Raw genomic sequence first — 13,655 nt, forward strand, 5'->3', positions numbered from 1 at the left:
GCTATTTATATTATAAGGAATACCTACTTTATTTTAACTAAAAAACGTGCAATATCTATGGCTCCTAAACAAATTTTTATGTATTAGAATATTGAAAAAATAAAATTCCTATAGAAGATTATAGTAATATAAGATATATTTTATAATAAAAAATAATTTATTGATTTAGTTTTGCAACAAACCTATTAAATCTATTATTACAAATATAATTAGTGAATAAAATACTATAATCAATTAAATTTATTTATTTTTTATCATTTTTGCCTTTAAGAAGCGGCATATAATCAAAAAATGAATATATAGTAATAATAGTTACAACAAGTAAACTATAATATATTATTTTATCATAAGGCAAAACTATAGAAGTATATTTAAGTATCTTTATTAAAAATATTATCACAACAGCCATAGCCCTTGAAGCAGTTTTTAATTTTCCGCTAAACTTGGCAGCAACAGCAAATCCTCTAAGCCCTCCAAGTATCCTTACAAACATAGAAAACATATCCCTATAAAGCGAAATAATATACATCCACATAGGCATAGAGCCTTCATACAAAAATATTGTAAACATAGTAATATGAAAAACAGTATCAGCAAAAGGGTCTAACACTTTACCCAAATCACTTACTATGTTTAATTTTCTCGCTAACATACCGTCTAAAGCATCGGTTATCTCTAATACAATTAAAAATATTAAAGCAAGCACTGCCGTAATGATAGAATTATAAAAATACAAAAATATCACTAAAGGCGATAAAATAATTCTGCTGAAGCTAAGTAAATTAGGAATATGCTTTTTCATAGTTTTATCCTTAAATTATTTTTATAAAATTATTTTTCTAAACTCTCGTATAATTTAAGACTCTCTTCAGAGGTTAATGCTTCTTCATTATCTTCCACACTATCGCTTTTTTCATAATAATCTTTACTTCTCATAGCAGCATCATATATAGAATAATCTACCTCATAAACTATACCGCTTTTAGGCTTTACATATATTCTGTCATCTACAGTATAAATTAATTCATAAACTTCTTTAGTATTATCTTGCATATATATTGTAATAACAGCATCTGGAACTTTGAATAACTGCTTCATCAAATCTTGATCATATACAAAAGCAGACGCCTTTACTAAAGATAAAGTTTCAAAATCTCTGTATGCCTTATCTAAATCTGTTTGCTCAGCCAAATCATCAACAACCCAATTAGTTCTATTTAATTTTTCTATTGTGTTAGTATAATCTTTAGTAGCAACTTCTATCATTTTTACAGAATCTAAAACTATAGGGCTTTCAAATATCTCTTTATCTCTAAGCATATCTACTGTTTTTTTAAGAGCTTCTATATAAACATATTCCACACTAAAATACTCATCATTATATTTCACATAATATCTCTCGCCGTCAGGAGTTTTATTTCCAACATATATTTTATGTTCTTTTTTTCCGTCCCAAACTGTAAACTCATTAGTTGGATTATCTAAACCAAAAGATGAAACTTCACTTAAATTTGTTATTATCAAATCTATATTAAGAGTATTAAAGTTCTTAACATTCGCAAAAGCTTCCATTTGATCAACTTTATAATTGTTATCCGGAGAAGTTATAGTCCAAATATTATTTTTCTTTTCAACTGTAATATCCTCGTTATCATATACAAGATGATATTTATTTACATTGGTTTCGTTAAGCTCAAAAATCTGAGTTCTTGGCTTATTTGCTATTAATTGCTCTTTTTTATATTTAGTGGTAAAGAAAGCAGCAAAGCTAATAATGATTAATACTGCTAAAAGAATAATTATTTTTTTTAAGTTTTTATTCATATGTTTATCCTAATTTTATTTTTTATATATCTTATTTTCTGTTTTGAAGAATTATATTTGCTAAATACAAAAATATAGTAGTTACAGAAAGAAAATAAACAATATCTCTTAAATCTATTACCCCTCTTGCAATATTTGCAAAATGATAATCTCCGCTAATAAATAATATAAAATTAGAAGTATTTGGGAAAAGAAGCCCCAAAAACTTTAATAGTATATTTAAAGATACCATTATAGCTAAAGCAACAATCAAAGCTATTATCTGATTTTTTGTAACAGATGAAGCAAACACCCCTATAGCACATAAAGCAGATATTAAAAATACACTTCCAACATATCCTCCTATCACAGGACCAATATCTAATCTTCCCAAAAAAAGCAAAGTGATAGGATAAAGTATTGTAGGCACTAAAGCAAAAAGCATAAATACTACAGCAGATAAAAACTTGCCCATTATAATATCTAATGTAGTTACAGATTGAGTGCTTATTAATTCATAAGAACCGCTTGAAAACTCGCTCGATAATAAACCCATTGTAATAGGCGGTATTATTAAAGAAAGTATAAAAGGCAAAATTGAAAAATAATCCTGCATATCATTTTGCGATATTATAAAAAATCTTGAGAAGAAATATATTCCTGAAGCTATTAAAAATATTGCAGAAAATATATATGCTATTGGCGATAAAAAAATATGCCTTAATTCTTTTTTTAATATTATTGTTGTTTTATTAAAAGAAAAAACATTAGTCATTAATTTTCTCCTTTAGTTAAAGTATGGAACACTGTCTCTAAATTCTCTTTCTCTTTTACAAACTCGTATATTATCCAATCTGTACTTTTTATAAATTTGTATACCTTTTCAATAGGCTCTTTGTCTGTTGTTTTTATAATAATTGTTTTTATATTATTATCATCTTCTTCAATTAAAGTTATATCTTGAATATTTTCTAAACTATTTAATTTTGCTTTTATAGTATCAAAGTTATCATTAGTTTTTAGAGAAAGTTTAATAGAAGCTATTTTGTTGTCAACGCTTAAATGTTTAGGGTCATTATCAGCAATAATAGTTCCCTTGTTTATAATAATAGCCCTCGAACAAGTAGCCTCAACTTCGCTTAATATATGCGTAGATATTAAAACAGTCTTTTCTTTTCCAAGTTCTTTTATAAGCTCTCTAATTTCAACAATCTGATTAGGGTCAAGTCCATTTGTAGGCTCATCTAATATAAGTATTTTAGGGTCATGTATAATAGCACCAGCAAGCCCTACTCTTTGTTTATAACCCTTAGAAAGCTCTCCTATAGGTTTGGATATTACATCTTTAAGAGAACAAGCTTCTACTACATAATTAAGTCTCTCTGACAATTTATTTCTATCTAACTCCTGTATATCAGCCATATAAACTAAATAATCAAAAACACACATATCATTATATAAAGGAGCAGATTCTGGAAGATATCCTATTATTTTTTTTATCTCTATATCTTTATCTAAAATACTCTTTCCATCTATTATAGCATCTCCGCTTGTAGGAGAAAGGTATGATGTTAATATTCTTAAAGTTGTGGATTTGCCGGCACCATTAGGCCCCAATATGCCAACAATCTCTCCAGATTTTATTTCAAAACTAATGCCCTTCAAAGCTTGAAAATCATCATAATATTTAGTTAAATTCTTAACAGAAATCATCTTATCTATATCCTTAAAACTTTTATTGAAACAAAAATTTATAATCTAAATTATTAAAACCGTATAATCTGCAACCAATGAAAAAATATTATAATATAAATAATAGAAAATCTCAACTATAACAAAATCGTTTCAAAATTAAATTAGTAAATAGCATTTAATAGACTTGTTTCAAAACTAAATTAATAAATATTTATATGTTTTTAGTTTAATATTTAGTATGTAAAATATAATTAGTATTACTTTCTTAACTTGCACTTTTTGGTTCTTTGACGAAGTCCGCACCGCGAAGGCGGGAAAAAGAACAATTATTATAAACTTAAAAATTTTTATGTTTTTATTATTTGTAGTGGCTTTGCCCCCTGCGAAGCGTACCCGTAGGGTAAAACCCCAGTTCTTTTGCCGATAGGCACCTACTCGGTATTGGTATAAAAGAACCTTATATCCTACGGATACACTTCGCGAAGAACTGCATTTTTATATAATAAAATAATTAATGATACAACATGTAAAACACAATTTTATAACTAAAATTATGTTGAAAATTACACAACTAATTTTGTCAAGTACTTTTGAAACAAGTCTAATAGTTTTTAATAGTAAGACATTAAAATGTTATAAGATTTTTTAAAATAAATAATTATATATAAGCTTAACTAATCAAGATAATATTTACACATATTGAGAACATATATTAATAATTATGATTCATTCACAAAAACTAAAAATAGGTATTTTTTTTTATTTTACAACTTATATATTGTTTTTTTAAACTCAAAACTTCATATAATATAAAATATTCTATTACAAGAGGTCTTTATATATGGAAAATGAAATCTTATTATATAATTTAGGCTACAATATAAGATTACTTAGAAAAAGCAAAAAGATGACTATAGATACCTTAGCCGAAAAAGCAGGCGTATCAAGTAAATATTTACAAGGTATAGAAGTTGGTAATAGAAACATATCAATAAAAAGATTGAATAAAATAGCAAAAGCTTTAGAAACAACACCAGAAAGTTTGTTAACTATAAAAAGCAATAATTTAGAAAATAGAGATGATAAATTATTAAATACATTTGAAAAGCTTAAGCAAGTAGAATCTAGTAAATTAGATATTATTTCTAATCTAATTGATGATATAAATAAATTAGTAGTTTTAGACAATGATAAAAAAAGACCTTAAACAAAAATCGTTTTTGTTATAGGTCTTTTTATTTATCAAAAATTCATTAGGCAATTCTTAATTAATAGCTAATAATGTTTCTTGTAATGCTGCCATATAATCTTTAGCTCTTGAAACATTAGGATTATCCGGATAAGTATTAACAAATGTGTCTAAAGCTTTATAAGAATCTGAATATCTTCCAACTTTGAAATATGATAAACCAATATAAAGCAAAGCCTCAGCATCAAGTGTATAAACATTATTTAATCTTACTTTATTAAAATATTCTACAGCCTTATTATAATTTTTTTCATTATAGTAAGACTCTCCAATTTTAAATAAAGCCTCTTCCTGATGTTTGGTTCTAGGGAAAAGAGAAGCTATTTTATTATAATACATTCTCGCCTTAGTATAATTCTTTTCAACATACATTCTATGAGCTATAGCAGGAACCTGAATAAGATAAGTTCTCACAACCTCATTATAATATATGCTAGTATGATAATATTTTAAGAAATCTTCGTATATTTCAAAAGCCCTGTCATACTCATTCATAGCAAAATAAACTCTCGCCCTTCCCAAAACAGCCAACTCTCCGTCAGACCTTAAAAAATAACTCAAAGCTTCGCCATACTTTTTTTCAAAGAACAATTGATATCCATATTGCATATTTATAGTAGAAGCCAAAGATTTATCAGAAGGTTTTAAATTATTCTGCAATTTAGTAATAATATATTGGTCAGCACTATTTTCTAATCTTGCTATATCCGCATAAGCTATTATAGCATCAAGCTGATAGGCTTCAAACCCTACACCATCTATTATTTCAGACAAACGATTTTTAGCTAAATTATAATTCTTCATTTTTTTTAATGAATCAGCTACAAGAAAATAAGATTCGGCCACATTGCTGACAGGCTTTGACCTGCTGTCTATAGACAAATATTCATTTAAATTATTAATAGCTTCATTATAATTTTCTAATTCATAATATCTTTTTCCCTTTTGGAAATATCTTTCAGGAGAAGATAATACAGAAACTTTAGTGATAAAAACACCTATCAATATAGCTACTACCGTAATAACAGACGCTAAAACTGCTGCGTAAGTTTTCATAATCTCTCCTTTTTTTATTATAAATCGCTTAAAACCTGATTAATCCAGAAATTAACTTCATTAGGATTAATAGATTTTATTTTTTTAAGTGTATCTAAAGCATTCTTTTTTCTTCCGGTATTTTTATAAGACTTACCAAGCAGCAAATTAATATCATAATATAAAGCACTATCAACTTTTTTTCTTGATATAGGCTCTAAAATAGAAATAGCTCCGGCATAATTATTAGCTCTAAATTGAGCTAAAGCCCTCTGATACTCAGAACTATATCTCTGATATTCTGTTGGAGTTGTCTTTTTAGTATTATCTTTTTTTATCTCAACTATATTCTCATTCTTACTATTTGTAAAAGTAGTGATTTCTAATTCATTGGTAACGTTTTCAATCATACGGCTTTGATTTGTAAAGTCATTAGTATTATCCATCTCATTAGTATACAAATTATCATTAGTAGGATTAATTATATATATCTTTGTAGTATTATAATAATTAGTATAATTGTTAGTGTAATAATTAGTATAATTATAATAATTAGTAGTAAAAACTATTCCCCTATTTGAGTCTATTCTATTAGTAGTGTAATAGAGATCAACATAGTTAGTAGGAGGCAATATACTATAATTTGTATCAAATAAATTAGTATTAGGGTAATAACTTAAAAAATCATTACTGTTTACTATATTTGTAATCATATCATTTGTGAAGTAAGTATTATTAGTATCAAAATCATTAGTAATAATATCGTTTGTAATAATTTCATTAGTATTTATTTCATCACTGAAATTAGTTATATCATTTTTAAATTGGTCATAATACTCAAACTGCATCAAATCCATATTCTCTGTAGCGGTATAGAAATTAATATTATCTATATACGATATTACAGCATAATAATATTTATCGTATTTAGGCAAATTATCATATATAGTATATGTAGTAGAAGCATTTGTAGCCTTTGTAGAAGCGACTACTTTTGCATTAGTAAGCACAACTTTACTTAATATAGGCTCTTCGCTTCTATAAACATAATACATCAAATTGGGGTGATATATACCAACCCAGCTCACTTCCACTTTATTTTCTTCTATATGTTTAATATTAAGTTTAGTTACAAGTCTTCGAGAGTTAGGCAAATCATTATAACTTTCCATACTAATTCTATCAGAAGATGTCTGAGCAATCAAACTAGTGTATAAGTATATAAAGGCCACTAATACTAAAGTTAATAATAGATATAATTTATTGTTATTTAATCTTTTCATCATTATTATCCTCTTTGTACTACTACAATACTCGGATGCATATATAATAAATTTTAACTATACTCTATAAAAAAATAAACAAAAACTCTATATTTTTTCCATAATCATAGCAATTAAAAATCCAAAGCACATAGATAAAACAGTAGCTGTAAGCATTCCCAAACTTAATGTTGTGATATTAGGCCATAAACTTAAAAAAGACACAACAATTATTCCAAGTACAAAACCAAATAATACAGACTTATGTTTTTGTATAACAATGGTAACAAGTTTAGAAATAGTAAAAATACCTATAGCAACTCCAAGACCTAAAAATATTAATGGATATACATTGGCAAAATTTTTAGTAAGAGTAGATACAAGATTAGATACATTCTCATACTCGCCCAATATCAATAAAAGCAAAGAGCCGGATATTCCCGGTATCACCATAGCAACAGCAGCAGCTATACCGCATAAAAATAATTTGATTCCATAAAATATAGAAAAATCTCCAGTATATGTAGTCTCTCCTGCAGGCTTATTAATATCAAAATAAACAAATATTGCCATTATAAAAGCACCTATAAAGAAAGAGATAAATACTTTAAAATCGAATTTATCTATTGTTTTAGTAACGAAAGGGAAAGAACCAAGTATAAGCCCTACAAAAAATATCTTAGTAGGTATAGGATAATACTGAAACAAATAGTTAATAATATTTAGAAAAAGAACTATTGAAATGCCGGCACCCAAAAAAACAGGCACTAATATTTTTAAGCTCTCTCCTACTTCCTTCCATTTTAATTTAATAATAGCGGTAGGCAAAATAGATATAGCATAAGTAAGATTTTCGTATATTCCAAGTACAAATGCTATAGTTCCACCCGAAACACCCGGTATAGCATTAGCAATACCTATAGCCATACCTTTAACAAGATAAGATATATAATTTCTTATGTTCATTTTATTCTCTTTTAAGTTATTTGATTTAGATTTTTATGGTTTTTATTAACATATAAAAAATAAAGTGATTAAAAAATAAGCCATGTATAAAAACACATGGCCTTTTAAAAGTCTAATTATTCTACAACAGCTATAATCTCAACTTCTACCAAAGCATCTTTAGGTAAAGCCTTAACAGCAACAGTGCTTCTTGCAGGAGGATTTTCTGTGAAGTATTTAGCATATACTTCATTGAAAGCAGCAAAATTAGCCATATCGCTTAAGAAACAAGTAGTTTTAATAACATTAGCAAAAGTTAGATTTTCAGATTCTAATAAACCTTTAATATTTTCCATTACTCTTTCTGTTTGTGCTTGAATATTGTTTTCAGCCATAGCACCGCTAACAGGGTCTAAAGGTATTTGACCTGAAGCAAATATAAAATTTCCGCTTTTAACAGCTTGAGAATAAGGACCTATAGCTTGAGGTGCTTTATGAGTTTTTATTATTTTTTTCTCCATAAAAAATTCTCCTTTTTTTTATATTATTAATTTAATCACCATTTTATCTGATGAATTATAATAATTTTTTACAAAATATCAAGCAAATAATAAAAAACTTTGTATATTTTATACAAAATAAAACAAAATAAAATATAAAATATATTTATTAAAAAATGCTCTTGACAATTTTTTATTATATAGTATAATTCGGTACTCATAAGCTTTTAGAAATAAAAAAATCAATACTGGGGTGTCGTCAAGCGGTAAGACAAGTGGTTTTGGTCCATTTATTCGGGGGTTCGAATCCTCCCACCCCAACTTTTCTTTATTTATGGTTGTTAATTATGGGTATAGAAGAAGAAATATTAGTTTTAAGCGGTACAGCTAACCCTCAGCTTGCTAAAGATGTTGTTGATAATTTAGGTATTAAATTGGGCAATATGCAAATACGCAAATTCGCTGACGGTGAAACTTTCGTACAAATAGAAGAAACTGCAAGAAATAAAGATACATACATAATTCAGCCTACAGGAAGACCTTCCAGTAATGAAAGCTGGATGGAATTATTTTGTGTAATAGATGCCTTAAAAAGAGCTAGTGCTAAAAGAATTACTGCTGTTATACCCTACTACGGCTATTCTAGGCAAGATAGAAAAAATGAGCCGAGAGTACCTATAACTGCTAAATTGGTAGCTAATCTTCTGCAGGCTTCTGGTGTTCACAGAGTTTTAGCACTTGATTTGCATGCTGCTCAGATACAAGGCTTTTTTGATATACCTGTTGATCATATGCTTTCTAAAAATGTTTTCTTAGAAAAAATAAGAAAGGATATAGATATATCAAATGCCATGGTTGTATCTCCGGATATAGGCGGCGTAGGAAGAGCAAGATTTATAGCAAAGACCCTTAATCTTGATATTGCTATTATAGACAAAAGAAGAGACAGAGCCAATGAATGTGAGGTTATGAATGTTATCGGCAATGTAGAGGGTAAAGATGCTATTATTATAGATGATATTATTGATACTGGCGGAACATTGCTTAAAGGTATTGCCGCTCTTAAAAAAGCAGGCATGAGAAAAATATACATATTCATAACTCATGCAGTATGTTCAGGCGATGCTTATGAGAGAATTAATGCAAGCGAAGTAGAAAAACTTTATATCACTGATAGCTTAAAAGTAATGACAGACAGATTAGGCAGCAAAATAGAAGTGCTTTCTGTTGCTCCTGTTATTGCTAATGCTATTAAATATATACATTTAGAACGCTCTATAAGCGTTTTATTTGATCAGTAAAACATTATTTTTTGAAGGAAACTAAAATGAGTGAAAATTACACTATTAAAGCTTTACAAAGAGACACTACTAAAAAAAGCGTTGGCCACAAACTAATCAATGACGGATATGCTTTAGCTACTCTTTATGGAAGAGGAAAAGAGTATTCTATTGCTGTAGAATTAAAAGAATTCGTAAAAGTATTCTCTTTAGCTGGACAGCATGATATTATTACTTTAGATATTGAAAATGATAAAGCAAGAGAAGTTTTAGTAAAAGACTATCAGCTTGACGGCATTAAAAGAACTATCAGACATATAGATTTCTATGAGATAGACAGAAACAAAAAAATCAAAACTTTTGTACCTATTCGTATCGAAGGTACACCTGAAGGCGTTCGCTTAGGCGGCGGTACATTAGAGCAAGTTGAATATGAATTGCCTATAAAAGCTTTCCCTGCTTCTATACCTAGAGAAATTACTATCGATGTTACAGACCTTAAAGTTGGAAGCAGCTTACACATAAGCGATATCAAATTCCCTGAAGGCGTAGACCCTGTAGGTGATGCTTCTAAAGCTGTTGTTACTGTTGTTACTACACAAGATGAAGATACTCCTAACAAAGGTGCTGCTGCTGAAGCATAATAATAAAGTTATAGGATAATCTTATTTTATGATGAAATTAGTTATGGGACTTGGCAATCCTGGAAGTGAATATCAAAATCATAGACATAATGTAGGTTATATGATACTCGATAAGGTTGCCAAGAAACTTAATGTTGAATTAGATATTAAAAAAAAGAAAACCGTATTTGGTAAGGCAAAATACGGCAAAATAGAATATCTTCTCCTAAAACCGCAAACTTTTATGAATCTTTCTGGCGAGGCTGCTTTATATATGGCTAGCTTTATGAAGATTGCTGTTGATGATATTATCGTTATATATGATGATATGAATATACCTGTGGGCGAGTTTAAACTTGTAGTTGCTAAAAGCGATGCTGATGAAAATGATGATGAAGAGAAGGAAGGCCCTATAAAGCATAACGGCATAAAAAGCATAGAAGATTCATTAAAAAGCAATAATTTCACCAGAGTTGGTATTGGTATAGGTGCACCTGCCGAAGGTCAAGAAATAGCTGATTTTGTACTTTCACCTTTCACTAAAGATGAAAGAAAAAAAATAAAAGATATCACCGATGATGTAGTTGATGCTATATGTAAGGTTTTATTTGAATCTAATAATAAAACATCTAAAAAGAAGTATCTATGACTAAGCTTATAATTGGACTTGGAAATCCGGGTGAAGAATATAAAAATCATAGACATAATATAGGCTTTATTATTATTGATAAATTGGCACAAAACCTATCTCTTAAATTCGATAACAACAAAAAAAAGTCATTATTCACAAGAACAAAACTTAACAACATAGATTTGATACTATTGAAGCCTCAAACATTCATGAATCTATCTGGGGAATCTGCCATTTATATATCTAAATTTTTTAATGTAAAACCAGAAGATATAATAGTAGTATATGATGATATGGATATACCTTTTGGAACTTTTAGAATAAAAAAAGGAGGAAGTTCCGGAGGGCATAATGGAATTAAAAGTTTAATAGCACAATTACAAACTGATGATTTTATAAGAGTGAGAGTTGGTATTGGAAGACCAAGTTTCGGAAAAAAGGTCAATGATTATGTTCTATCTTCTTTTAGTAAAAGCGAAAGAGAAAATATAGATAATGATTTGGGAGAAAATGTAATAGAAGCTATAAAAACTATATTATTTGAATCATACACTATAGCTCAAAATAAATACAATAAAAGAATTAATAATAAGGATATAAATAATGATTAAAATTGTGGCTAAAAATTATATAAAAAATGATAAAAAAGATATATTTCTAAAATTGGCTAAGGAATTAATAATAGAAAGCAGAAAAGAAGATGGATGCATAGCTTATGATATTTATGAAGGTATAGACGGAAGGTCTTTAACTTTTATAGAAGAGTGGAGAGATGAAAAAGCTATAGAATCTCATAACAACAGCAATCATTTCAAAACAATAGTCCCTAAATTAGCTGAATTTGTTGACGGCGAAATGGATGTAAGCTTATACAAAAAAATATATTTATAATAAAAAATTAAATATCTTAAAACTTTTAGAGTTATAGTGTATAATCTTAAAATTAATTATTAGATTTAAGGATATTTATGATACTCAAAGAACTAACTTTACGTTCTTTTAGAAATTATAATGAAAATACATTTGAGTTTTCAAACCATATTAATATACTATATGGCAGTAATGGATGCGGCAAAACTAATATATTAGAAGCTATATATATTCTTGGAAATGGTATATCTTTTAGAACTCGTTTAGACAGAGAGTTAATAAAATACGGAAATGATAATTATTTTTTAAGAGGAATATTCAAAGAAGATGATTTGAACTATGACACTAATATAGAAATAGTATATCAAAAAAAAGCAAAAAAAGTTTTTATAGACAAAAAAGAAATTCCTTCAAGAAAAAATTTAATAGGCAAAATACTTTACGTTATATTTCTTCCAAATGATACTGACATGGTGATATCTGAGCCTAAACTTAGAAGAGACTATTTTAATATGCTAATCTCAAGCATTTCAAATGAATATCTCTTATCACTCATAAAATATAATAAGCTTCTAAAAATGAGAAATATTTATCTAATAACAAAACCTAATGATGCTCATATTTATAATGATGATATAGCAAAATTATCTTTATATATTGCAAATGAAAACAAAAAATATTCTATGCTTTTAGAAGAGAAAATGAATGAAATATATAGAACTATTTTTAAAAATGATAATCCTTATAAAATAAAATATTTATCTACTATAGAAGATATAGAAAATGAAAACGAATATATAAAAAAATTAGAAAGCACAATAAAAGAGCAAATTAAAATGCGTACCACATATTTTGGCATACATAGAGCTGAGTATCAATTCTTTTATAAAGATTCACTATCAAGAAAATTTTCTTCTCAAGGCGAAAAAAGAATGCTCACTCTCATAATGAAACTTGCAAGCGAAAAGATATTAAATGAATACAGAAAAAAATCTCCAATACTATTAATAGATGATGCTATGCTTGAACTTGACAACATAAAAAGAGAAAGTATATTAGAATATATAAAAACATTAGGGCAAGTATTCATTACGGTTACAGAAAAAGAAAAACTCTCAAAATTTGAAGAGAGCAGAGTTTTTGATATTGTTAATATGAGAAATTAATTTTTTAATATTATTTAATAAATTTCTTTACTTTATAATTGTTTATGTTAAACTTACTATAAATAATCAATAAAAAAATGGAGTGTTATATTATGGGATTATTCTCTAAAAAAATTCAAATAAAAGCACCTATCAAAGGAAAATTAATTGATATCACAGAAGTAAAAGATGAGGCCTTCTCAAGCAAAGCACTTGGAGATGGAATGGCAATCATACCTTCTGAAGGTAAAGTATATGCTCCTGTAGACGGTGAAATTATTACTATGATAGATACAAATCATGCTATAGGTTTATTATCTGGAGGAGTTGAAATATTAATACATATAGGAATGGACACTGTAAGACTTGGAGGTAAATACTTCAAAGCTCATGTTAAAGAGGGAGATAAAGTAAAAGCAGGTACTTTGCTTATAGAATTTGAAAAAGAAGAAGTTGAAAAAGAATATGATATAACATCTCCTATAATAATTTCAAATTACAGCGAATTAAAATCACTCACAAAAACAGATTCAAGAGAAGTAAGCACAAGCGACATTATAATGACAGCTGTGAAATAATTTTTTGAAAAATAAATTTATGAGGGGGCTTTTAAAAGT

Annotated in this window: 16 protein-coding genes and 1 tRNA gene; 9 read left to right on the forward strand and 8 right to left on the reverse strand. The window is 27.6% G+C overall.

Going from position 1 to position 13,655, the window contains the following annotated elements; genetic code table 11:
* Positions 1-244: 244 nt before the first annotated feature.
* From pgsA to Q0H31_RS04220, 4 genes are read right to left on the reverse strand one after another with little or no spacing between them, the layout of a single operon-like run.
* Positions 245-802, reverse strand: a complete 558-nt coding sequence (pgsA, locus tag Q0H31_RS04205) for a CDP-diacylglycerol--glycerol-3-phosphate 3-phosphatidyltransferase (RefSeq protein WP_295296000.1) — start codon at positions 800-802, stop codon at positions 245-247.
* Between the two features lie 29 nt (positions 803-831).
* Entirely contained in the window at positions 832-1,824 is a 993-nt protein-coding gene (locus Q0H31_RS04210) for a DUF4340 domain-containing protein (protein ID WP_295296001.1), read from the reverse strand.
* Between the two features lie 31 nt (positions 1,825-1,855).
* Complete coding sequence (locus tag Q0H31_RS04215) at positions 1,856-2,578, reverse strand: ABC transporter permease subunit (RefSeq protein WP_295296002.1); 723 nt, start codon at positions 2,576-2,578, stop codon at positions 1,856-1,858.
* Positions 2,578-3,516, reverse strand: a complete 939-nt coding sequence (locus Q0H31_RS04220; protein ID WP_295296003.1) for an ABC transporter ATP-binding protein — start codon at positions 3,514-3,516, stop codon at positions 2,578-2,580. Before Q0H31_RS04220 ends, Q0H31_RS04215 begins: the two co-directional genes overlap by 1 nt.
* Before the next feature lie 823 nt (positions 3,517-4,339).
* Between Q0H31_RS04220 and Q0H31_RS04225 the strand changes: the two genes are divergently transcribed.
* Positions 4,340-4,705 carry a helix-turn-helix transcriptional regulator gene (locus Q0H31_RS04225; protein WP_295296004.1) on the forward strand — a complete coding sequence of 122 codons (366 nt, stop codon included), beginning with the start codon at positions 4,340-4,342 and terminating at the stop codon, positions 4,703-4,705.
* Between the two features lie 57 nt (positions 4,706-4,762).
* Here the strand turns inward: Q0H31_RS04225 and Q0H31_RS04230 are convergent, their stop codons facing one another.
* From Q0H31_RS04230 to Q0H31_RS04245, 4 genes are all read right to left on the reverse strand, one after another.
* The gene (locus Q0H31_RS04230) at positions 4,763-5,803 is read right to left on the reverse strand and encodes a tetratricopeptide repeat protein (protein ID WP_295296005.1); all 1,041 of its coding nucleotides are present in this window, start codon (positions 5,801-5,803) and stop codon (positions 4,763-4,765) included.
* A gap of 17 nt (positions 5,804-5,820) precedes the next feature.
* A complete protein-coding gene (locus tag Q0H31_RS04235) occupies positions 5,821-7,068 on the reverse strand; it encodes a tetratricopeptide repeat protein (protein WP_295296006.1) in 1,248 nt (415 codons plus the stop codon).
* A gap of 84 nt (positions 7,069-7,152) precedes the next feature.
* Positions 7,153-8,010, reverse strand: coding sequence for a DUF368 domain-containing protein (locus Q0H31_RS04240; protein WP_295296007.1), 858 nt, complete (start codon positions 8,008-8,010; stop codon positions 7,153-7,155).
* Positions 8,011-8,126: 116 nt separating this feature from the next.
* Positions 8,127-8,510: a RidA family protein gene (locus Q0H31_RS04245; protein WP_013244849.1), complete on the reverse strand. Its 384-nt coding sequence runs from the start codon at positions 8,508-8,510 to the stop codon at positions 8,127-8,129.
* Positions 8,511-8,738: 228 nt separating this feature from the next.
* Here Q0H31_RS04245 and Q0H31_RS04250 point away from each other — a divergent pair.
* The 8 genes from Q0H31_RS04250 to Q0H31_RS04285 all read left to right on the forward strand — a co-directional run bounded on the left by Q0H31_RS04250 (position 8,739) and on the right by Q0H31_RS04285 (position 13,616).
* Positions 8,739-8,810 (forward strand) — tRNA-Gln (locus Q0H31_RS04250).
* Positions 8,811-8,836: 26 nt separating this feature from the next.
* A complete protein-coding gene (locus Q0H31_RS04255; RefSeq protein ID WP_014932685.1) occupies positions 8,837-9,790 on the forward strand; it encodes a ribose-phosphate pyrophosphokinase in 954 nt (317 codons plus the stop codon).
* Between the two features lie 26 nt (positions 9,791-9,816).
* Positions 9,817-10,413 carry a 50S ribosomal protein L25 gene (locus Q0H31_RS04260; RefSeq protein ID WP_295296008.1) on the forward strand — a complete coding sequence of 199 codons (597 nt, stop codon included), beginning with the start codon at positions 9,817-9,819 and terminating at the stop codon, positions 10,411-10,413.
* A 28-nt stretch (positions 10,414-10,441) separates the two neighbouring features.
* The gene (pth, locus tag Q0H31_RS04265) at positions 10,442-11,041 is read left to right on the forward strand and encodes an aminoacyl-tRNA hydrolase (RefSeq protein WP_295296009.1); all 600 of its coding nucleotides are present in this window, start codon (positions 10,442-10,444) and stop codon (positions 11,039-11,041) included.
* The gene (gene pth / locus Q0H31_RS04270; RefSeq protein ID WP_295296010.1) at positions 11,038-11,634 is read left to right on the forward strand and encodes an aminoacyl-tRNA hydrolase; all 597 of its coding nucleotides are present in this window, start codon (positions 11,038-11,040) and stop codon (positions 11,632-11,634) included. Before pth (Q0H31_RS04265) ends, pth (Q0H31_RS04270) begins: the two co-directional genes overlap by 4 nt.
* Positions 11,627-11,914, forward strand: a complete 288-nt coding sequence (locus Q0H31_RS04275; protein ID WP_295296011.1) for a putative quinol monooxygenase — start codon at positions 11,627-11,629, stop codon at positions 11,912-11,914. Before pth (Q0H31_RS04270) ends, Q0H31_RS04275 begins: the two co-directional genes overlap by 8 nt.
* A 77-nt stretch (positions 11,915-11,991) precedes the next feature.
* On the forward strand, positions 11,992-13,059 hold the full coding sequence (locus Q0H31_RS04280; protein ID WP_295296012.1) for a DNA replication/repair protein RecF: 1,068 nt from the start codon (positions 11,992-11,994) through the stop codon (positions 13,057-13,059).
* A gap of 92 nt (positions 13,060-13,151) precedes the next feature.
* Entirely contained in the window at positions 13,152-13,616 is a 465-nt protein-coding gene (locus tag Q0H31_RS04285; protein ID WP_295296013.1) for a PTS glucose transporter subunit IIA, read from the forward strand.
* Positions 13,617-13,655 lie beyond the last annotated feature (39 nt).

Source organism: uncultured Brachyspira sp. (assembly GCF_934747485.1).
Classification (GTDB): domain Bacteria; phylum Spirochaetota; class Brachyspiria; order Brachyspirales; family Brachyspiraceae; genus Brachyspira.

Bases quoted from the DNA above. Each gene is read 5' to 3' on its own strand.
- Q0H31_RS04240 (WP_295296007.1), bottom strand. From the start codon at position 8,010: ATGAACATAAGAAATTATATATCTTATCTTGTTAAAGGTATGGCTATA.
- Q0H31_RS04285 (WP_295296013.1), top strand. From the start codon at position 13,152: ATGGGATTATTCTCTAAAAAAATTCAAATAAAAGCACCTATCAAAGGA.
- pth (WP_295296009.1), top strand. From the start codon at position 10,442: ATGATGAAATTAGTTATGGGACTTGGCAATCCTGGAAGTGAATATCAA.
- Q0H31_RS04210 (WP_295296001.1), bottom strand. From the start codon at position 1,824: ATGAATAAAAACTTAAAAAAAATAATTATTCTTTTAGCAGTATTAATC.
- Q0H31_RS04230 (WP_295296005.1), bottom strand. From the start codon at position 5,803: ATGAAAACTTACGCAGCAGTTTTAGCGTCTGTTATTACGGTAGTAGCT.
- Q0H31_RS04235 (WP_295296006.1), bottom strand. From the start codon at position 7,068: ATGATGAAAAGATTAAATAACAATAAATTATATCTATTATTAACTTTA.
- Q0H31_RS04255 (WP_014932685.1), top strand. From the start codon at position 8,837: ATGGGTATAGAAGAAGAAATATTAGTTTTAAGCGGTACAGCTAACCCT.
- Q0H31_RS04275 (WP_295296011.1), top strand. From the start codon at position 11,627: ATGATTAAAATTGTGGCTAAAAATTATATAAAAAATGATAAAAAAGAT.
- Q0H31_RS04215 (WP_295296002.1), bottom strand. From the start codon at position 2,578: ATGACTAATGTTTTTTCTTTTAATAAAACAACAATAATATTAAAAAAA.
- Q0H31_RS04280 (WP_295296012.1), top strand. From the start codon at position 11,992: ATGATACTCAAAGAACTAACTTTACGTTCTTTTAGAAATTATAATGAA.
- Q0H31_RS04260 (WP_295296008.1), top strand. From the start codon at position 9,817: ATGAGTGAAAATTACACTATTAAAGCTTTACAAAGAGACACTACTAAA.
- Q0H31_RS04225 (WP_295296004.1), top strand. From the start codon at position 4,340: ATGGAAAATGAAATCTTATTATATAATTTAGGCTACAATATAAGATTA.
- pgsA (WP_295296000.1), bottom strand. From the start codon at position 802: ATGAAAAAGCATATTCCTAATTTACTTAGCTTCAGCAGAATTATTTTA.
- pth (WP_295296010.1), top strand. From the start codon at position 11,038: ATGACTAAGCTTATAATTGGACTTGGAAATCCGGGTGAAGAATATAAA.
- Q0H31_RS04220 (WP_295296003.1), bottom strand. From the start codon at position 3,516: ATGATTTCTGTTAAGAATTTAACTAAATATTATGATGATTTTCAAGCT.
- Q0H31_RS04245 (WP_013244849.1), bottom strand. From the start codon at position 8,510: ATGGAGAAAAAAATAATAAAAACTCATAAAGCACCTCAAGCTATAGGT.